This window comes from Bacteroidales bacterium (assembly GCA_014860585.1).
Lineage (GTDB): Bacteria > Bacteroidota > Bacteroidia > Bacteroidales > 4484-276 > RZYY01.
Genome location: JACZJL010000116.1, coordinates 31,073 through 52,335, shown reverse-complemented (window position 1 = coordinate 52,335; position 21,263 = coordinate 31,073). Strand labels below are relative to the sequence as shown.

Sequence of the window (21,263 nt, the reverse complement as noted above, 5' to 3'; positions counted from 1 at the left end):
CATCGTAACCCCGGCCATGCACAAATCGAAGGAGGAGGTTTCAGCATTGTTTCACGAAAAATTTGGTACGCCGGAAGATTGGGCGCCAGAGCAAATTACCAGCTATGTGAGGGAAAAATTGCGTGAAAAATTTTTCAAAGCTGATGTTGGCATCACAGGCGCCAACTTCCTGATAGCCGACACCGGATCCATAGCCCTCACTGAGAATGAGGGAAATGGTGTTTTGTCATTTTCGATGCCCAGGATTCACATTGCTGTTGCCGGTATCGAAAGAATTATTCCTTCAATCCGCGATCTTGATTTGTTTTGGCCACTTTTAGCTACGCACGGTACAGGCCAAAATATGACCGTTTACAATTCCATCATATCCGGGCCACGCCAAACAGGTGAAATTGATGGTCCTTTGGAAATGTATGTTGTTTTACTCGATAATGGACGAACCGAAATACTAAGACACAAAGAACAGCGTCGGGCTTTATCGTGCATTCGATGTGGCGCCTGCCTGAATGCCTGCCCGGTTTACAAAAACATTGGCGGTTACACTTACAATGCAACCTATACCGGCCCTATCGGTTCAGTGATTACACCTCATCTCAAAGGGATGAAAGACTACAAGCACCTGAGTTTTGCTTCCTCCTTGTGTGGCAGATGTACGGAAGTATGCCCGGTAAAAATCAATCTGCATGAGTTACTACTGGTCAACCGAAATGAGTCGGTAAAGCTTGGCTTCACCAAAAAATCGGAGCGCTTTGCTCAAAAGTGGGCAAAAAAAGCCATGAAAAAACGCAAGATGATGGATGCAGGCGGCGGGAAATTGAAAAACGTGGCCATGCGGATGCTAATGAAAAAAGTATGGGGGCCTCGGCGCACATTACCCGTATTTACTTCGAAAACATTTAAGCAGATGTGGGAAGAGCAAAGAGGGGAAAATAAGAAAGACCAATAAATTCCTACCCAAAACAGACCGATTTATATTGGTATTAATCGCCCTGGTAAAACTTCTTTTGTTTTTATCTGTTAGAAATCTTTGTTCTGCCTGACGGAACCCTGTTTTTCATTTATTAAACCAAACCAAATTTGATTTATGTGTGGAATTGTATGTGTGTTTAATGTAAATCAGCCCTTGCAGTCAATGCGGTCAAAGGTACTTGAGATGTCGAAGAAAGTTCGTCATCGAGGCCCCGATTGGAGTGGGCTTTACAGTTGCGAAACTGCCGTTTTAGCCCATGAACGTCTTTCAATAGTTGATCCCAGCTCGGGAGGTCAACCCCTGGTGAGCAAAGATAAAAACCTTATTCTTTCGGTAAATGGTGAGATTTACAACCATTTACACATAAGGGAGCGAATTGGAAGCAGCTACGAATTTTTAACCCAATCTGACTGTGAAGTGATTCTTGCACTTTACAGGGAATCGGGAAAGGAATTTCTGGAGGAACTGAGCGGCATCTTTGCATTTGCCTTGTACGACAAGGAAAAAGATAGTTACCTGATTGCCCGCGATCATATAGGAATCATTCCATTGTATATGGGTTGGGATCAGTATGGACAATTTTATGTTAGTTCAGAACTAAAAGCCCTCGAAGGGCACTGCACCCTAATCAGGGAATTTCCTCCGGGACATTATCTTACCAGTGATGATCGCGAGCCGCAACGCTGGTACAAGCGCGAATGGCTGGATTATGAGAACGTTAAAGAGAATAGTACCGATATTGCTGAATTGCGTAAAGCCCTCGAAGATGCTGTGCACCGGCAACTGATGTCTGATGTGCCTTATGGCGTTCTTTTGTCCGGCGGACTTGACTCGTCCATTATTTCGGCTATTGCAAAGAAATATGCTGCACATCGAATCGAAAGCGATGACACGCAGGAAGCCTGGTGGCCGCAACTGCATTCGTTTGTCATTGGCCTCGAAGGATCACCGGATGTGGAAGCCTCGCGTAAAGTTGCCGAACACATCGGATCGGTTCACCACGAAATCAAATACACCATCCAGGAGGGATTGGATGCCATCCGGGATGTAATTTATCACCTGGAAACCTACGATGTAACCACGGTGAGGGCTTCGACGCCTATGTACCTCATGGCACGGGTGATCAAATCAATGGGTATTAAAATGGTGCTTACCGGCGAAGGGGCTGATGAAATTTTCGGGGGTTATCTTTATTTCCACAAAGCGCCTGATGCAAGGGCTTTTCACGAAGAAACAGTGAGAAAATTAAGCAAGCTTCATCTCTACGATTGCCTGCGTGCTAACAAATCGCTGGCGGCATGGGGTGTTGAAGGTCGTGTTCCGTTTCTTGATAAAGAATTTATGGATGTTGCCATGCGTCTAAACCCGCAAGATAAACTTTCGCGCAACGGCCGGATTGAGAAATGGGTGTTACGCAAAGCGTTTGAGGATTATTTACCCGAAAGCGTTACCTGGCGACAGAAAGAGCAGTTTTCTGACGGAGTGGGTTACGGCTGGATTGATACCTTAAAGCAGGTGGCAGCCGATCAGGTGACCGATGAGCAGATGAAAAATGCAGCATTCCGGTTTCCAGTCAATCCTCCAATGTCAAAAGAAGAATACCGCTATCGCGAGATTTTCAGCGAGCATTTTCCTTCACAGGAAGCTGCAGCCTGTGTGCCTTCAGTTCCATCCATCGCCTGCAGCACTGCCGAAGCACTGGCCTGGGATGAAAAATTCCGGAACAATGTCGATCCATCCGGCAGAGCAGTGCTGGATGTGCATGAAAATAGCAAAGTTGAATCATTTGGTGGATAGGCGCTTAATTGGCAAAACTAACTCCCGTACGTACGGGATTGTTTACATTGATTGACTTTTTACTTGCCCCTCCGATGGGGCTGCCTGCTAATCCACAAATGATCTCTTCTCTGAGCCGTAGAAAAGTTTTTACTCTGCGGTTCTTTGCGCCTTCTTAGCGTTTCTCTGCGGTAACAAAAACATAAGGTTAAACCGCAGAGAACTGCAGAGTTTTTACGCAGAGAGCCGCAAAGATGAAACTTGATAATCCCCGACGGGCTTTTCTTTCACAGGGAGAAATTTAGTTTCTTAACCTTTGGTTGGCTCGAAATTAATAACAATAAACAACTATGAAAGCCAAAATGAAAGACTTTTAAAACAGCCTCATTTACTTATCTGCAAGGAATTTTGGATTCTGCCTGTTATCGAATAACGTTATTATCCTTATTTCAAATTTGACAACCCGGTAATAGATTGATATTTTTTTGGATAGAACAGACTTTCGCAATTCATTAGACTTTTCGGTTTCAGGAAAGAGAAATGGATTATTTTCAATACGTTTTAATTGTTTGTCAAGAAGTTGGGCGAAATTGGAAATTCCTTTTTCAGTCCATTTCCTTTCAAGATACTCAATAATACTTTTCAAGTTGGTCAGGGCTTCATCGGACTAAACTATTTTATAGGTATCTTTCATAAACCCTGCGGGTGGTTTCGTTAGAATGTGTTTTACCTTCTTCGAAATCTTTAAGTCCTCTTTTTATAGATTCTATCTCCTCTTTATTTAATGAATCCCACCAATCTTCGGATTTTGAATAATCATCTTTAATTTGCCTCAATCTATCAACTATTAAGTTGTCATTGAGTTTTGATATCCAACCAATTAGATCTAATTTTTCAGTTTGAATATTCATATTTGATCAATTGATTGCCTTTTGGTTTATTCAAAACGATTTTTTACAAAAATAACTATTTAAACAATTCTTAGCCACAAATTACGAGATAGTAGTTCTTTTTTCCGCGTTGAACAAGAATGTATTTGCCCTGAAGCAGCAAGTCAGTGTTCACAACAAGCTCCTCTGCTGCTTTTTCTTTATTAATAGAGATGGCATTATTTTTCAAAAACTCTCTGGCCTCGCGTTTTGAGGGAATGATTTTGGTGAAATCAGTCAGAAAATCCACCACCGGAATACCGGCGCTGATGTCGCTGAGGTTTACCTTGGTTTGAGGCACACCCTCGAAAATGCTCAACAGAACATTCTCTTTCATCTTTTTTAAAGTTTCGGTGGTTCCTTTTCCAAAAAGGATTTCACTGGCATCTACGGCGGTTTCGTAGTCCTCCTGTGAGTGAATCATCGTGGTCACTTCCCTAGCCAGCACTTTTTGTAATTCCCGCATGTGCGGAGCTTTTTGATGCTCTTCAATCAACCGTTCAACTTCTTCTTTCGAAAGCAGGGTAAATATTTTTATGTAGCGGGCAGCATCATCATCGGAGGTATTTAACCAAAACTGGTAAAAGGCATAAGGAGTTGTTTTTTCCGGATCGAGCCACACGTTGCCTTCCTCTGTTTTTCCGAATTTGCCGCCGTCGGCTTTGGTAATCAGCGGGCAGGTCATGGCAAAAGCCTGAGCTTCATGTCCCAGTTTGCGCCGGATCAATTCGGTTCCGGTAACAATATTTCCCCATTGGTCCGATCCGCCCATCTGAAGTTTGCAGTTGTGATCCTGGTAAAGCACCAGAAAATCAGTTCCCTGGACGAGCTGATAAGAAAACTCAGTAAACGACATTCCTTCATTTGATTCGGAACTGAGCCGCGATTTCACCGAGTCTTTCGACATCATATAATTAACGGTGAGGTGCTTACCGATTTCGCGGATAAACTGCAGGAAACTGTAGTTTTTCATCCAGTCGTAGTTGTTCACCATCAATGCGCCGTTGGGCTTATCATCGCCAAAATCGAGAAAATGTGCCAATTGGTTTTTAATGGATTCCTGATTGTGGCGCAAAGTAGGTTCATCCAGCAGGTTGCGTTCTTTGGATTTTCCTGACGGGTCGCCAATCATACCTGTTGCACCGCCAATCAGCACAATCGGACGGTGGCCGCAAACCTGGAAATGTTTCAGCATCATCACTGACACCAGGTGACCGATGTGCAGCGAATCTGCAGTTGGGTCAATACCAACGTAGGCGGTTGTCATTTCTTTGGCCAATTGATCTTCAAGACCGGGAGTCATATCGTGGATCATGCCACGCCAGTTCAGTTCTTCAACAAAATTCATAGTCGGGAAAATTTTTGCAAAGATAGATTTCTCCGAACTTTAAAACTGCTTTTTAGCGTTCACGTTTTATTAGTACCTGCCAGAAAACACTCTGAATATGATTTTCAACGATTTAATTACCCCACCCTAAAGGGAGTAAATCGTTGAAAATCAGGCTCCCGGAATTTATCCCGAGACTTCGGGAGGGTTGGGGCAACCAATGATTTTCAACATGAAGCGTTTTCTGGCAGCTATTAATTAAAAGGGAAATCAACAACCCAACCCTTCAAAAATCATTATTTTTGCCGCCAATTAATTTTAAACAAAGAAACCATGTCAGAAAAAATATTCGATTCAGTAAAACCCGGCGTTGTGACCGGAGATGATGTTCAGAAAGTATTCGAAATTGCAAAGAAAAACCAGTTTGCGCTGCCGGCAGTAAACGTTGTTGGCACCGATTCGGTGAACGCTGTGCTGGAAGCTGCTAAAAAAGTTAACTCTCCCGTAATCATTCAGTTTTCGAATGGTGGCGCCGCTTTTTACGCAGGCAAGGGTTTGTCCAATCAAAACGAACAGGCAGCCATTGCCGGGGGCATATCGGGCGCCATGCACATTCACAGGGTGGCAGAAATGTACGGCGTACCGGTGATACTTCACACCGACCATGCCGCCAAAAAACTTCTCCCTTGGATTGACGGGCTGCTTGATGCCGGCGAAGCTTTTTACAAAGAACACGGAAAACCGTTGTACAGCTCTCACATGCTCGACCTTTCCGAGGAGCCGTTGCACGAAAACATCGAAATCTGCAAGAAGTACCTCGCAAGAATGAGCAAGATCGGGATGACCCTCGAAATCGAACTGGGGATTACCGGAGGCGAAGAAGATGGCGTGGATAACTCAGGCGTTGACAGTTCAAAACTCTACACTCAACCGCAGGAAGTTGCCTATGCTTATGAAGAGTTGAAAAAGGTGAGCGACCGGTTTACAATTGCTGCTGCTTTTGGTAATGTGCACGGCGTTTACAAACCGGGTAATGTGAAGCTGCAACCCATTATCCTGAAAAACTCACAGGATTACATCCAGAAGAAATTCAACACCGGACCAAATCCGGTAAATTTCGTGTTCCATGGCGGATCAGGTTCATCGAGGGAAGAAATTCGTGAAGGGATCAGTTACGGCGTGATCAAGATGAACATTGACACCGACACCCAGTGGGCTACCTGGGAAGGCGTGCTGAATTTTTACAAGAAAAATGAAGGCTACCTGCAGGGACAAATCGGAAATCCCGAAGGCGAAGACAAGCCCAACAAGAAATACTACGACCCGCGCAAATGGCTGCGTGAAGCTCAGGTTGCGATGATCAAACGGCTCGAACTGGCTTTTGAGGATCTGAATAATATCAACAGGAATTAAATTGCTAAAGTTGGCAAAAAGTAGTTGGCAATAATGATATTCCAGTTTTCAAAACTTTAAAAGGGGCTTTTTGGCCCCTTTTAATCATTTAATTCTGAATAATTTTAGCTCTATTGAATCATTATCTTTTTGACAATATCGTAGATACCCTGAATAATCTGCAGGAAAAAGGGGCCTGTACCTTTTCCGGAAATGTCAATTTCTTTGTTGTATTTTCCTTCAAAATCCTTCAGTGTTTCGGAATAAACCAAACTTCCGTTGATATCGAAAATATTAATGGAAACCGTGCCCTTTTCTTTTAATGAGAAACTCAGGTTAAAAGTGCCATTATTTGGGTTAGGGGCGAATGTAAGGTCAATGGGTTCAAGTTCACCATTTCCCGTTTCTATTCCTGCTGTTTTCAACTCTTCAACAGTCACGTTCTCAGTTGTGTGAACTGAAACGTTTGACTTAACAATGACAATTTTTTCCCCATCTTCCAGTTCCCGGATATCAACATCATCGCCATCAACAACTATTGTAATCGTTTTTTCTTCCCCATCCTCCGCATCGAACTCAGTGGTTAGTGTAACAGTCTTCGTTTGTCTGGAGGCTTTATCATCAATTCCATGGGTAATCATAATCGTTTGACCATTGGTTTTAATGGTTGTATCAGGCGATCCTACAAAAATTATCTGGTCATTATCCCCTTTAATGATTTTGATTTGTTTTTCGGCGTTGGTTTTTTTCCCGGTATCATCAACGGTAACCCAAAATTGCTTCATACCCAAGGTTTCCATTGAATCCGCCCATTGAAAGCTTTGATGCAGTTTTTCCATTTCTTTCTCCAACGCTTTCATTTCATCATTGATTTTTGATTGTACGAAAATCATCGATTTCTCGATACTGTCAAATGAAAAGCTTTCAAAATCAACATTGAATTTGATCGAATCCAGTTTCCTTAATTCATATTGCAGATTATTTTTATCATTCCAGAAGAAAACAGGGTCATCCGAATCATCCCCATTATAAACAAAGGTTGTGTCCACTGTGGTAATTTTTCCGTTTTCATCTTCAACAATTTTGAGCGTCACAATTTTTGTCCGCTCAGTTTTAATTTCTTCATTGCGTTCCTGTGCAAACAGTGATGCTCCCAGCGCGATAATACACAAAGCAGCTACAAGCAAGGTTACTACCATTTTAATGTTTTCTGCAGTTGTTCTCATGTTTTAGTCCTCCGAATTTTTATAAAGGTTAATGTTCGTTTTACGATGCAAAACTATAACTCACTGGCTTCGTGTTTAGTTAAGGTTAGGTTAACAAAGGTTAAGGAAAAGTTAAAGTTACAATTATGCGTGTTTTAATATGTACTTTTGAAGCATGAATAAGAAAACATTACTACTTATCATCGTTCTGATGAGTGTGTCGCTGGCAGGAATCATTACTGTACAATTGCTCTGGATTCAAAATGCTGTTTCGATCCAGAAGGAGCAATTCGACCGTAAGGTGAACGATGCCCTGACCGATGTTGTAGCCAAGCTGGAAAAAAAAGAAAATTACCTGCTGATTGCCAGAAACCTGAATGAAATAGAACATCAATTCGATTTTCACATTCAGGACCTCGACTCACTGATGGAGTATCAACTCAAGTTGAGCGATTCGTTAAATGCCCGTCTTTTAGAATTTGATGTTATGAACGATAAATTGGAATGGCTCGAAAAAGACTTAATAACCAGCAATCAGATTTATCGTTTCATAGATTCAACCCAGGCAATGTACGTTTTTGATCAGTCTTCTCCACAACAGGTAGTGGTAACAACAACTTTTGACGATTCCCTTTTACCAGAACCAAAAAATGACGAACAAATTATTGCTTTCAAAAAAAGAGACGATTCAACGCAAATCACCATTAACGCATCGTTTAAGCTGGAAAAACGATCGTTTGAATTGAGCGATATGTTGAGTAAAATGGTGGTGGAGGTCGAAAGTTTTCGCCAGCCCATCGAACAAAGGCTCGATAAAAATTACCTCGAAGGGCAGTTGAGAAAATCATTGGTTGAAAAAGGACTTATGGATGAATTTGAGTTTGCGGTAATCACTGGTACCGGCGACGAACTAATACCTGTTAAATCTGACGGATTTACTGAAAAAAATCTTGAAAGTCCTTACCGGATCAGCCTTTTCCCAAATGATATTTTCCAGCGGCCAAATTACCTGTTATTGACATTTCCCACCCGGCAAAGATTTCTTTTGGAATCTATTTTCTTTCTTTTGCTTGGTTCCATCATTTTTACCCTTATTATTATCATCACCTTTTCGGTGACCATATCGGTAATTTTGAAGCAGAAGAAATTTTCCGAAATCAAATCTGATTTTATCAATAATATGACCCATGAATTTAAAACCCCCATAGCCACCATTTCACTCGCCGCCGATTCGATAAATAATCCTAAGGTGCTCGAATTTCCTGACAAAGTGAAATATTTCACCAACATTATCAAAGAAGAAAACAGCCGAATGAACGCTCAGGTTGAGAATGTGCTTCAAATGGCGTTGATTGATAAGCGGGATTTTGACCTTCAGGTGAAAGCAGTTGATGTTCACGAAGTAATACACCGTGCGGTGAACAATATCAAGTTATTACTGGAACAGCAGGAGGGAGAAGTCGTGCTGAATTTGAATGCGGAGGTATCAATGATTCAAAGTGACGAAAATCATCTTTACAACGTCATCACCAACCTGCTGGATAATGCCATCAAATATTCAGGCGAAAAGCCCTTTATCAAAGTTATCACCGGGAACACTACCGAAGGAATCTGTATTTCGGTGGAAGACAATGGAGTGGGTATCAGTAAAGAGGCTCAACAGAAGATTTTCGACAGGTTCTACCGGGTCCCTACCGGAAACATTCATAATGTAAAGGGATTTGGTTTAGGCCTGAGTTATGTAAAAGCGATTGTGCTGGCATTTGAAGGAAAAATCGAAGTGGAGAGTGAGCCGGGTAAAGGTAGCCGTTTTAGCATAATATTACCCTATAAAAACCAGGAATAATGGGACACAAAGTTCATATTTTCCTTGTCGAAGATGACCATAATTTTGGCGCCGTGCTAAAATCATACCTCGAAATTAATGATTACCTCGTCCACTGGATTGACGACGGAAAATATGCCCTCAGCGAGTTTCGCACAGAGGAATTTGATATTTGCATCCTCGATGTTATGCTTCCAAACGTAGATGGTTTTCAGATTGCGAAAGAAATAAAACTTATCAATAATAGTATTCCTATCATTTTTCTGACGGCCAAAACACTCAAACAAGACATTTTACAAGGTTATCAGCTTGGCGCCGACGACTATATCACCAAGCCGTTCGACTCCGAGGTTTTACTCTGTAAAATCCAGGCCATCCTCAAAAGGAATGTAATTCAGCAGGGTCAAAAAGAAGATACCGATGAGTTGAAAATTGGGAAATATCTGTTCAACTATTCGCACCGGAAAATTTTACTTCATGGCATGGAGCAAAAACTTTCGCCCCGCGAGGCGGAGTTGCTGCTGATGTTGTACCACAAATCTGGAAATGTTTTACCAAGGGACATCGCGCTTAAAAAAATCTGGGGAGAAGATAATTATTTCACCACACGAAGCATGGATGTCTTTATCACCAAACTCCGGAAATACTTCAAAGATGATCCGTCCATCGAGATTGTAAATATCCACGGAAGCGGCTTCAGACTTATCTTTTCTTCGAAAGATTGATTACTGACACCGGTATGATAAACCCATTAAGGTTTTGTGTCTAGGAACCAATTACCCTTTCACCTCTTTCTTAATTCGCTGCACGTGTCCGCGCCCCAATGCTTTCACCTCGCATCCCAGTTCGAAATATCTCCGGATTTTGTCGTCGGGCAACATACCGAAGGCATCAATTACTGCAATCGGTCCGCCGGCCCATTCAACAATATCTTCAGGTTTGAGGTTCTTGTAAGCCGAGTGTGGAACGGCAAAAATCATCGCATCTACTCCGGAAAGTGATTTTGGCAAATCCTTTTCGACTTTGATTTCGCTGAGGTGCTCCTGGTTTCTGAAAAAGCGTTTCCAGGAGGATTTTGGTGATGGATAGGTATCCTGATTTTCCATTTCGTACCAATGGTCAACAAAGGGGTCGTGCACCCTGATTTCGGCGCCCATTTCGGTGAGTTTTCTAGCCACCATTTCGCTGCCGCTGTAGCGGGTGTCGCCCACATCTTCGCGGTAGCTGGCGCCGCAGATCAGCACTTGCGAACCGGCGATATAGCGCGCCATGTTCCGGAGGGCATCGCGTACCAGTTGCGCCACATGCAGCCCGCGTGTGTCGTTGATGTCAATGGCGGTAGGGGTAATTTTAAAAAGATCATCACCATCTTCAAAACCTAAAATATGGCGGTATGCCCAATATCCCAATCCACCGTCCTTGGGCAGGCAATAGCCGCCGATTCCCGGGCCGGGGAAGATCATGTTGCTGTGGGTTGGGCGCATTTTAATGGCGTTAATTACTTTGATCAGGTCAACCCCGTTTCGCTCGGCAAAGATGCTCCACTCGTGCAGGTACGCCAGAATGGTTGCCCTGTAAGAGTTTTCGACAATTTTGGTGGTTTCCGATTCAATCGGGCGATCCATTACGGTCAGCGGGAAATCTTTGGTATTGAGCACTTCGTGAAGGAATTTTTCAACGCGGCGGCGGGCTTCCTCATCACAACCGCTGCACACCCGCCAGAAATCGCGGATACTCGAAACATATTCCTTTCCTGGCATCACCCGCTCGAAGCTGTGCGCCAAAAGTGGTGTCTCTTTCAATCCTCTTTTGGCAAACGCTTTTTTCAAAATCGGCCAGGCCACAAACTCCGTAGTTCCGGGCGCCACGGTGGTTTCGATCAGCACAAGGCAGTGTGGCAATATCGTTTCACCGATGGTGCGCATGGTGGCCTCCAACGCTGCCATGTCTGCCTCTCCGCTGCGCATGTTTCCCAGCTCTTTCTTCTCATAATCGCATTGTACGTCAACAACCACGACATCTGCAAGTTTAAGCACGTCGCTGTTGTAAGTGGCGATCAGCGTTTTCTTTTGGGTTACACATCGCGAGATCAGAAGATCAACTTCCGGATCTTCAGCTTTCACTGGCGAAACACCCTTGTTCAGCATCGGGATTTTCCAGTAGCTGCGTGTGCTTGGACGCTGGCAACCGATCACAAACTTGGTGTCACGACCATTTTCATCCATAGTATCAGCCACGATGGCGGCCATCACGGCGCCAACAAAACCCACACCCATCACAACCACGATTTCTTTACCCTGTTCACGGGCTACCTCTGTGAGCGCTTTTACCCTTTCGAATTCAGAAGGGAAATCAGCTTTTTCGGGTAATGCATATTTTTCACCGGATGGGCTGATCGAAAATTGTTTTTCCATTTGAAAGAAGGTTTATTAAAGTAAAATTTAGTGCTGATCCATTCAACCTGCTGATTTTTATCGGTTTTACCCCCGACCCCTAAAGGGGAGCCGATAAAATTCAGCAGTTTGGGAAAGTCCCCTTTAGGGGATTTAGGGGTCAAGTGGCATCTTTATTCATTATTGAAATATTTCTGTAAAAACTACCTGAGTACCGCATTAGCTTTTGTTTCAAATAGCCTGAGAATTTTAGCCATTGTTTTATCAATCTCTTTATCAGTAAGGGTTTTTTCTTCATCCTGCAGGATGAAGCTTAAAGCGTACGATTTTTTCCCCTGGCCGATTTTTTCCCCTTCATACACGTCAAAAAGGCTGACTTGTTTCAGCAAATATTTTTCCGCGTCGAAGGCGATCTTTTTCAAAGTTTCAAATTCAACCTCCTGATCCACCACTAAAGCGAGGTCGCGGCGGACTTCGGGGAATTTTGTCACCGCCTTGTAGGTGACTTTATGCTGCTTCATGGCCTGCAAAATCAAATCCCAGTTGAAGTTGGCCATAAAAACTGCCTGGCGGATATCGAACTGATGCAGCAGCTTTTTGCTCATCAACCCAAAATCCACAACCGTTTTGTTGTTCAGCGACAGGCGAACGCCCGTCTCCAGAACCAGCCCCGAAACCTGCTCCTGTGCAAAGCGGCTTTCATCCAGGCCGAGCCGCTTCAGGATGTTGTAAACAATATTTTTCAGGAAAAAGAAATCGGCCTCTTTTTCCTGCTGGTACCAGCTCTCGTTGTTCACCTTTCCGGTTACAAAAATGGCCAGGTGTTTGGCTTCGTGGTATTTATCCAGCGGATTTTTCCCCTCTTTTCCCTTTCCCTTAGCATAAACTTTTCCAAACTCAAAAAGTTTCAGGTTGAGATTTTTACGGTTCAGGTTGTAAAGGATGGTTTCCAACCCAGAAGTAATCAGGCTTTGCCGCATCACGTTCAGGTCGGCGCTGAGGGGATTGAGAATTTTGACATTGTTTTCTTCGGTATAAATCCCCAGTTTTTCAGCATAGCCTCCCCGTGTAAGGGAGTTGTTCATGGTTTCATAAAAACCGTTGCCGGCCAGGTAATCGGCAATAATATTCTGCAATTGCTCGGCATCGGGCTTTTCGATGTGTGAGAGCGAGGAGCGCAACTGTGCCGGGATTTCGATATTGTTATAGCCATAGATGCGGAGGATTTCCTCAATCACATCGGCTTCGCGGGTCACGTCGGCTTTGAAGGTAGGAACATCCACCAGCAGCCCCTCTTCGGTTTCGCAATGCGGTTCCATGCCCAGCCACACCAGGATATCTTTGATTTTATCGGTAGGAATGACCTGCCCGATCAGCCGGTTTACATTGTTATACTGTAGCTTCACCATTTTCTTCTTAATGGGCTTTGGATAAACGTCCACGATCTCCGAAGCGATGGTTCCGCCGGCAATCCTTTTGACCATCATCGCTGCCAGTTTAAGGACATAAACGGTAGCATTGGGGTCTGCGCCACGCTCGAAACGGAACGACGAATCGGTGTTCAGTCCGTGGTAGCGGGCTGTTTTCCGGATGGTTTTCGGGTCGAAAAAGGCGCTTTCGATAAAAATATTCTTTGTGCTTTCGGTCACTCCGGAGTGCATCCCGCCAAAAACGCCGGCCATGCACATTCCCTTTTCTTCGTCGCAAATCATCAGGTCTTCGCCCGAAAGCTCGCGTTCCACTTCGTCCAGCGTGGTAAACATTGTCCCTTTGGGTTCTTTTTTGATGATCACCTTGCCGCCGGCAATTTTGTCGGCATCGAAAAAGTGGTTGGGATGGCCGGTTTCGTGCAAAATGTAATTGCTGATGTCAACCAGGTTGTTGATGGGGCGGAGGCCGATGGCCAGCAGCCGGTTTTTGAGCCACTCCGGCGACTCCTTCACTTCAACGCCGGTCATGGTCACGCCGGAATACCTCGGACAAGCCTCCTCATCTTCGATGATGACTTCAAACGGCCGGCTGTTGTTGTCTGGTATAAAACTCCCCTCATCCGGCATAAACAACCTGAGCGGATCGGTGGCGCTTCGCAGGTTCAGCGAGGCAATCAGGTCGCGGGCCACGCCGATATGCGACATGGCGTCGGTGCGGTTGGGCGTAAGGCCGACTTCAAAAACATAATCTTCCTCGATCTGGAAATATTCACTTGCAGGCGTTCCAACTTCAGCATCGGCCGGCAGCACCATGATCCCTTCGTGGGAAGTCCCTAAACCCAACTCATCCTCGGCGCAGATCATCCCTTCGGAAACCTCGCCGCGTATCTTTGCCTTTTTGATCTCAAAGGATTTGTCGCCCATGTAGATTGTAGTACCAACAGTGGCCACCACCACCTTTTGCCCGGCAGCCACGTTGGGCGCTCCGCAAACGACAGGCAGGATCACGCCGCCGCCAACATCCACGGTGGTCACACTCAGTTTGTCGGCATCCGGGTGCTTGGCGCAGCTCTTCACCTCGCTAATCACCACACCTTTCAACCCACCCTTCAGGCTTTCAAACTTCTCGATGCTCTCCACCTCAAGACCGGTGTTGGTAAGTATCCGGGCTGCTTCTTCCGGCGCAAGATCAAGATGCACGTACTCTTTGAGCCAGTTATAGGAAATTTTCATAAGATTTCGGCTTAAAATTAAGGTGGCAAAAGTAAGCATATTGACCACCACAAGCGGCCAAAATTGACAATTTTTTGGATTTGGAGAGATTTTGGACTGGAGATTATGCCAATTCCACTTTGATGGAAGAATTGCTTAGTCCTATTCAAATCTCAGGATGAAACCCGATGCAAGGTTCTTTCAAAACTCCTTCAACGAAAGATAGTTCATAGAGGGTTGGGGGAGATGAGTTAACGTGCGGCCGCTAAACGCAGCAAAGGCAACATCTTTACCAAGCAAGATTACGTTAGCCTTGTTGCGATTAGCGGCACGTTACCTGCTGGGCTTCATATATTTATAAAAATCAATTAATACAGGTTTTTAATAAGGCACACCATCATTGCGTTCAAGAATATGCTGAAGAAAATGAGGCACACAATTTCTTGGTCCGCTACTAACATCGCCACCACCAGCAAAATTTATCATAATAACCCCACAATTGGTATAAGAATCACCGAGATCTTTAATATAATCATCAACCATCGGATTTATATATTCTGCTGTTTCCCACAACGTTTCACCACTCGCAACCCTTTCACCACTCACAAAATTCAAGTGAAACACATTGTTATAGGTTTCCTCATGAGCAAGCTGAATATTATGTTTCACTTCTTGATATTTGGTATTATCTGATACAGTGTTTAAGCTGTAATGGTCCTGAACATACCAACCTATTCCATTATACTCATGGTATGATCCTGTTGTATTATCCGGCCAATCTGCGTAGACTCCAAGTGAATGACTGAATTCCTTGTGAAATCTTCTAACGATATAGATTAACCCCCTAACCTCACCAAGTTTTGGCACCCTGTCCTCCAGGAAAAAGTTATATAAACCACGATCCTGTATTTGACTATACACCTTTTCACTGAAATCTTTATCACTAGCATTCGAATGTTCTTGCTTGATCATTAAAATTACAGTTTCTGTAGGGTGGTCATTTAAAAATACAACACAATAATGGAGGACATCTTTAAAGTTTTTAGCCAAAGACAAATCACTATGATGTAGAGTTAGGTTATCATCATAACACAATCTGATATCAAACCATCGAACTCCCAGAGCTAATTGACTGGGAATACTGAAATCCTGACATATAGCAAATGGTGCAACTAGAGAACCAAGGTCGGAGGTGTGTTTATCAGCGCCTGCATCATGTGTTCCGGGAATAGTGAGTTGGTTTAGGTAAATCGAATCTGCAACATGGCCCATCCAGTTTCTCCACGTATAGGGCAACTCCTGATCTCCCAATAATAGCTCTTCAGGCTCGGGTGTGTCCTTTTTTTTGCATCCATAAAATAGAAATAAGGATACCGTAATAAAGGTAATAAGCAGGTAAAGATGATTCTTTTTCATTTTTTAATGATTTTTAGGGTTAATAACTTTCTTATTCCATTAAATTTTTATCTTATGTGAAGAATTATAAGAACTTCTTATGCCTTGCAGGTAACTCGTTTATTGATACGGCAAAACTGTACACTGATTTGATCCTGGAAGGAAATATTGTACGGTTTGCACCTATTTTAATTTTTTCATTGTTCAATGAACTGAAAATGTCAAAGCAAAGGTAATGATTTTCAAAACATCAACAGGCGATTCTATTTTTTTAACATTTTTTCTGCACAAGGGGCATTACTCTCTTTTGACTGGTAAACTTTTGAATAGACCTCATGTCCGTTCCAATTTCAGGCAAATTATGCTGCAGTCACCCCGTGAATCATCTGCAAGAGCCACGGAAGATGATAGTTTAGTGGTCATTTGATAGAATTCACGGGGTGACTCCCGCCAGATTCAGTGTAAGTCACCCCATGAATCACCTGCAAAAGACACAGAAGTTGAAAGTTCATTATGTCATATCAAAATCTATTGTTATCAATCATTTTCCTCGTTCAGTTTCTTTCTGTCGGAATAGTTGATGTAAACATCATCCGATAGTTTTTTCAATGCTTTCAAAAAGTCTTTTTCATCCAACGATTTTTTCTGCAATGCAGCAATATCCTTTAGCTGCCTGAATCTTTCAGCTTTGTCAATTTTGTTGCGTATCAGGATTGAGTTAAGGCTTTCGAGATTTGCAAGGACTAACAACTCGTTGATGCTCGCAAAATCTCTAATGTTTAATCCTTTCTTTGCTTGCTCAGGATTGGTATCCCGCCAGTCTTTTGCCGTGCAGTTAAAGAGTACAACATTCAATAAATCGGCTTCCTCAGCATAAATCAGCCACTCCTTGTCCTTTTCGTAATTCATTTCGGGTAAAATGTAATCCCTAACAGCATCCGTATGAATTTGGTAATTTGTTTTGGTCAGAATCCTTTTTACGTTCCATTCAAGGTTGTACTGATTGCTCTCGATTTCTTTTAATAGCTGGTATTCCTTGATGAGCAACAATTTGAACATTGGACTTATCCACAAGCCTAATTCAAAGGCTAAATCTTTGTGGGCATAAGTGCCGCCATAACGTCCGGATTTTGAAATTAGTCCGATTGCATTTGTAGCTTCGATCCATTTTTTGGGAGTCAGGTTAAAGCTGTTCAGTCCGGCTTGTTTTCTAAAGGTGTCGAATTCGACAGGTTTAAAATTCGGGTTGTTCAAAGTTTCCCAAAGACCAAGAAACTCAACGGTATTCCGGTTTCTCATCCAGTTGCGGATATGGTTGGATCCTTCTTCGCCCCGAACCATGTCGGTCAGGCTGATAAAGTCCTGTTAATTTTGCTGAACAATCGAGATCAGTTTGTTTTCAACTTCTATTTGAGATTTCCTGGTCATTTTTTTGCTCAATGAGTCGGTTAATCTGACTTAATTTTTTGTGCAACAAATATACAGATTGTTTCTTGTTTTCAAATTTTTTTGAAGATTTTTACCTGACAATTCGAAAATGATGAATTCAGTTTATCTTTTGACCTACTTGACTTTTGATTGAAAAACTTTTGGATAGACCTCATGTCTAGTCTGACCGTGTGTTAGGCATCCCATACTCTTTGCCAAGTTTTGGCTTATGTGTCGAATTTTTAGCGACTTGGCAATGTGTATGGATGAGAGGGGGTGCACTTCAATATAAAAACAAATATTTAATCATTAATTTAAATCGGTTACCTGCTCCTTATTCTCCAATACCGTTTTCTCTGGAAATGGTCATTACTCAACGCCAGGTAACTAATTTGTAGGGCGACCCGATTAAAAAATCATGACCGCAAACTCCATGGTTATATGCAGGAATGGTTTCCTATTAGTCTTTCAGAAAAATTTATTTATCCGAGACTACTCTTCATACAGCATTTCAATGTCATCCACAACGAGCACACTGCCAACAGCTCCGGCAAAATTTGCTCCATCAAAGCTGGAGGAGGCAACAAAGGTGATATGTGTTGGTAAGGCGAAAGAAGCTGAATCGACACTGACATAAACATTGTCCGCCGGCTTCATGTAGTCAGGGAATGAATCATCAAGTTCTCCATAAGTAAAAAGAATCTCGATACTTGTCAAATCCCCTACCTCATCAGAGCTTCGGAACCATGCGGTGGCAAGGCGCTTTACGGCACCATTGAATCTGATTTCGAGGAAGGCATAAATGTCCAACATATCCGAATAGTTCAGCGCATTGCCTTCCCTGTCTTTGTTTTCCTCTCCTGCCTGATATTGGTATCGAAAACGGAGTTTGGCCGGCCGGCCTGTAAAGGGGGTTCCGAACTCAACAGCTGCCTGTGGATCTGTCGGATCCAGATTATCCGGATTAAAAAAACCAGTGAACAACGAGCCTGCGGAAATTGGCATTCCCAATGAAGCCGGTATCAGCCCATTATAAAGTGTTTCCATTTTTGCCGCCTTGTTGCTTTCGCCAAGGTCAAAAGGTGTAGTGGCCAGTTGGTTGAGTATTTGGGTTCCCGGGTTTCCGGTTCCCCAAACGGTTGATTCGGCGCTATTGCCGGGCTCATAATAATCCGAAGCCGTTTGATACCATTCATCCAACTGCCAGTTATCCAACTGAGGATTTGCACTGGCAACGAAGGATTTTACAGTCCAAACATGTGAGCTACCATCTTCTGCAATAACTGTTATGGTTGCAGGATCATTCAGATCAAGTTGATCTCCAACCGCTTTATCGGCTGATGCAAATGATGATACTTCCATGGTTTGTATGGTAATTGCCGAAAGATCAATGCCGCCGGGAATCTCAACCACCACAGTCATCGAATCGTTATTGATCGTGGCATTTCCTGCCTGATTGCTCACCAAAAATGATTTTATATTCCCATAGGGTGATAAACCAAAATAATCTTCTTTCACACACGAGCTTGCGATTATGGCAAGCATCAGCATCATATTCAAAAGTCTTTTCATTTTCTGTTAAATTTAGTGCTATTTCTTTGAACCAAAATAATAGGATAATCCAAGGTTTAAGGATAAAAGATCAATTTTTGCGTCTACTTTTTGATCCACTCTTCTTGATTCGGGGCCATTATTTGTGGACTGTTGTAAAACCGCCAGGTCATAACCGATAAGATTTAACTGTACTTGAAAAGCAAAACTTTCCATGGCAAAGAATGTAATGCCCGGGCTTATTCCTGCCCTGAAATGAAATCCTTCGGTGTATTGTGTATTTACTTCATCATCCTTTTTAACATTCCTTGTAAGTGCTGAGGTGTAGCCAAAGGTAAGCCCTGTTTCTACGAAAAAACTCAGCCGCTCATTTTTTGTTAGCGGAAAGGATGGCCGGATGTTGGGGGTGAAATCAAACGATCTGGACATGGAGTTGGACTGCAAAGTATCGGGGTCACGGAATACTGTACCCTCAAATTTATCGTGTTCATAGCTAAAATTAAAACCAACCATTGTATAGTCGCTTATGTAGTATCCACTTTTAAGCTCAAGGTTGTAGTCAAGACTTTGCCCATCCACAACATTTTGAAAAAAACCTGTCGTGTTTTCCTGCTGCAGGTCTTGCAGTGAAAAAGACAGGCCGATGTAAATATTTTTCTTTTTAAAAGGATTGAAACCATCGTTGTAATATTCCGACATGAGGTCATAGGCAGTATAGTTTTCGTCAGTATTTTCATTCTGGGCAATCATGACACCCGGAAATATCACTGCAAAAACAAGGATACTAATGATTTTGTAATTGTTTCTCATGATTATTATAGGTTAATAAAATACATTGATTTTTTCTATTAAAATCGATTTGCTTTTTGCAATTCAAAACAAAAATAAACGCTTCCTGAATTAATTTTTACCATAAACTCACAAAAAGTATATGAGGTAAATATTCGCAATGTGATGCTTACATGAATAAAGTGCTTAATAAAATGAATTTACTAACTGTTATAATTTTTTTACGTATTTCTTTTTAAGTATTAAAAACTCCTCATCATTGAGAATACCGGAATCAAAAAGTTCCTTTAACTGTTTTAAGTTTCCGATGGCAATGGCTTTTATCACATCCTCCTGGGTGTGAATTATTTCATTCTGTTCTATACTATCCTTCAGGTTGTCAAATTCAAGTTGCAGCTGATTCAGATTGATAATCATGAGGTACAGACTATCCTTTAAACTTGTATTGGATTCGATGAGTGACGAAGTATTTGAGTTGGTGTTAATTTTTAATGAATCAATAATATTGGCCATTTCCGCAGGATTAAAATCATTTTTAACAACCTTTTCTTTCACTACTTCATACATTCCAAAATACAGCTCTTTTTCATTGTTCACAGAATCAAGAGTTACAGATAGATTCTGATTAACTTTATTTAAAGAATCAATCTGAAGCATCATTTCTTCCCTTTTCAATTTTTGACTATGAGCCTGAAGGAAAAGCGAAACAGCCACTAATAAAAGATACACATTTTTCATATTTGAAATATTAATTGTTTTGTTGATTTCGACAAGCGTTTTAGTATTCAATGGTATTATTTTTTATATAGTCCTTTTTCAAATATTGAGGCGTATAAATAACTACTCCTATTTCAAAACCAGCCCCATTTGTACCATCTAAACGTGCTCCATAAGTAATGGCCGGAATAATAAAACTATTAGGTTCCCAACGCAAGCCAACTTTATATTCCGGTTTGGAGTATGCTTCGCCTTCAGTACCGTATAATTCACCTACAATAGCTGTTTTGGGGATTATTCTATAAATAGCCAAACGTGTAGTCCAAGTAAAACCAAAAGCTGCTTCATTATTGTTTCCATGATCGAAGTCAAGCATTGCGCCAGGCATAATATCCCACGAAAACATGTTATTGAGGAACGGAATGGTAATAGGAACTGCTGTCCATATGTTTTTATGAAATTCGGTAAATTGTGTTTCGTTATAATAACCAGGCGATTGACCAAAGCCTAAAAACACCCCTCCGCCACCTGTGTTTGCTTCATTCTTCCAAAACATATACTTTGCGTAAACAGTGGTTGTAAAATGTTGAGAAATTTGTTCATCTCTATAATCCCGGTACAAGTTACCCTGTAAAAAAAACTCAAAGCGGTCAATTAAGGCAAAAGACATCAACAATGATGAGTTTCTTACACCGGCTGTAGGACAAAAAGTGCTAATGCCCTTAGGCATAGTCAGGTAATTATCGGAATTAAATTGTTGGGCATAAGCAACATTTGCTGAAAGCAGCAGAGCGATAATTATCAATTTAACTGGTATTTGTACAATTTTATTCATCTGTTTAAATTTGATTAAATTTTTGATTATTAAGTATAAAGCCATTTTTTGGTTTTAATCATTTACAGTGGGTATGTTTTTGGTACATA

15 protein-coding genes and 1 pseudogene are annotated in these 21,263 nt (G+C 42.2%); 5 read left to right on the top strand and 11 right to left on the bottom strand.

Annotation, left to right across the window (positions count from 1 at the left end):
• Together IH598_12805 and asnB are read left to right on the top strand one after the other, a co-directional pair.
• Positions 1-946: lactate utilization protein (locus tag IH598_12805; protein ID MBE0639390.1), on the top strand; the 946-nt coding region annotated here is incomplete at its 5' end.
• 138 nt (positions 947-1,084) lie between these two features.
• Positions 1,085-2,767, top strand: a complete 1,683-nt coding sequence (gene asnB / locus IH598_12800) for an asparagine synthase B (protein ID MBE0639389.1) — start codon at positions 1,085-1,087, stop codon at positions 2,765-2,767.
• A 656-nt stretch (positions 2,768-3,423) separates the two neighbouring features.
• Here the strand turns inward: asnB and IH598_12795 are convergent.
• A complete protein-coding gene (locus IH598_12795; protein ID MBE0639388.1) occupies positions 3,424-3,657 on the bottom strand; it encodes a hypothetical protein in 234 nt (77 codons plus the stop codon).
• Positions 3,658-3,727: 70 nt separating this feature from the next.
• Positions 3,728-5,023, bottom strand: coding sequence for a tyrosine--tRNA ligase (locus IH598_12790; GenBank protein MBE0639387.1), 1,296 nt, complete (start codon positions 5,021-5,023; stop codon positions 3,728-3,730).
• A 312-nt stretch (positions 5,024-5,335) separates the two neighbouring features.
• Here IH598_12790 and fbaA point away from each other — a divergent pair, with 312 nt between their 5' ends.
• Positions 5,336-6,415, top strand: a complete 1,080-nt coding sequence (gene fbaA / locus IH598_12785; GenBank protein MBE0639386.1) for a class II fructose-bisphosphate aldolase — start codon at positions 5,336-5,338, stop codon at positions 6,413-6,415.
• 110 nt (positions 6,416-6,525) lie between these two features.
• Here the strand turns inward: fbaA and IH598_12780 are convergent, their stop codons facing one another.
• Positions 6,526-7,620 carry a T9SS type A sorting domain-containing protein gene (locus IH598_12780; GenBank protein MBE0639385.1) on the bottom strand — a complete coding sequence of 365 codons (1,095 nt, stop codon included), beginning with the start codon at positions 7,618-7,620 and terminating at the stop codon, positions 6,526-6,528.
• Positions 7,621-7,774: 154 nt separating this feature from the next.
• On the opposite strand from IH598_12780, the gene IH598_12775 reads away from it, so the two are divergent.
• Together IH598_12775 and IH598_12770 are read left to right on the top strand one after the other, a co-directional pair.
• Positions 7,775-9,445, top strand: a complete 1,671-nt coding sequence (locus IH598_12775; GenBank protein ID MBE0639384.1) for a HAMP domain-containing histidine kinase — start codon at positions 7,775-7,777, stop codon at positions 9,443-9,445.
• Entirely contained in the window at positions 9,445-10,149 is a 705-nt protein-coding gene (locus IH598_12770) for a response regulator transcription factor (GenBank protein MBE0639383.1), read from the top strand. The genes IH598_12775 and IH598_12770 overlap by 1 nt, the downstream gene beginning before the upstream one ends.
• Before the next feature lie 51 nt (positions 10,150-10,200).
• On the opposite strand, the gene IH598_12765 is transcribed toward IH598_12770, so the two are convergent.
• From IH598_12765 to IH598_12730, 8 genes and pseudogenes are all read right to left on the bottom strand, one after another.
• A complete protein-coding gene (locus IH598_12765) occupies positions 10,201-11,838 on the bottom strand; it encodes a GDP-mannose dehydrogenase (protein MBE0639382.1) in 1,638 nt (545 codons plus the stop codon).
• A gap of 182 nt (positions 11,839-12,020) precedes the next feature.
• On the bottom strand, positions 12,021-14,480 hold the full coding sequence (locus IH598_12760) for a phenylalanine--tRNA ligase subunit beta (GenBank protein MBE0639381.1): 2,460 nt from the start codon (positions 14,478-14,480) through the stop codon (positions 12,021-12,023).
• A 360-nt stretch (positions 14,481-14,840) separates the two neighbouring features.
• A complete protein-coding gene (locus IH598_12755) occupies positions 14,841-15,875 on the bottom strand; it encodes a hypothetical protein (protein MBE0639380.1) in 1,035 nt (344 codons plus the stop codon).
• A 516-nt stretch (positions 15,876-16,391) separates the two neighbouring features.
• A pseudogene (locus IH598_12750) lies at positions 16,392-17,282 on the bottom strand (KilA-N domain-containing protein).
• 492 nt (positions 17,283-17,774) lie between these two features.
• Positions 17,775-18,854, bottom strand: coding sequence for a PCMD domain-containing protein (locus tag IH598_12745; GenBank protein ID MBE0639379.1), 1,080 nt, complete (start codon positions 18,852-18,854; stop codon positions 17,775-17,777).
• Positions 18,855-18,872: 18 nt separating this feature from the next.
• Positions 18,873-19,643, bottom strand: a complete 771-nt coding sequence (locus tag IH598_12740) for a DUF481 domain-containing protein (GenBank protein MBE0639378.1) — start codon at positions 19,641-19,643, stop codon at positions 18,873-18,875.
• Positions 19,644-19,832: 189 nt separating this feature from the next.
• Positions 19,833-20,411: an SHOCT domain-containing protein gene (locus tag IH598_12735; GenBank protein MBE0639377.1), complete on the bottom strand. Its 579-nt coding sequence runs from the start codon at positions 20,409-20,411 to the stop codon at positions 19,833-19,835.
• Positions 20,401-21,174: a hypothetical protein gene (locus IH598_12730; protein MBE0639376.1), complete on the bottom strand. Its 774-nt coding sequence runs from the start codon at positions 21,172-21,174 to the stop codon at positions 20,401-20,403. The genes IH598_12735 and IH598_12730 overlap by 11 nt, the downstream gene beginning before the upstream one ends.
• Positions 21,175-21,263: the final 89 nt, after the last annotated feature.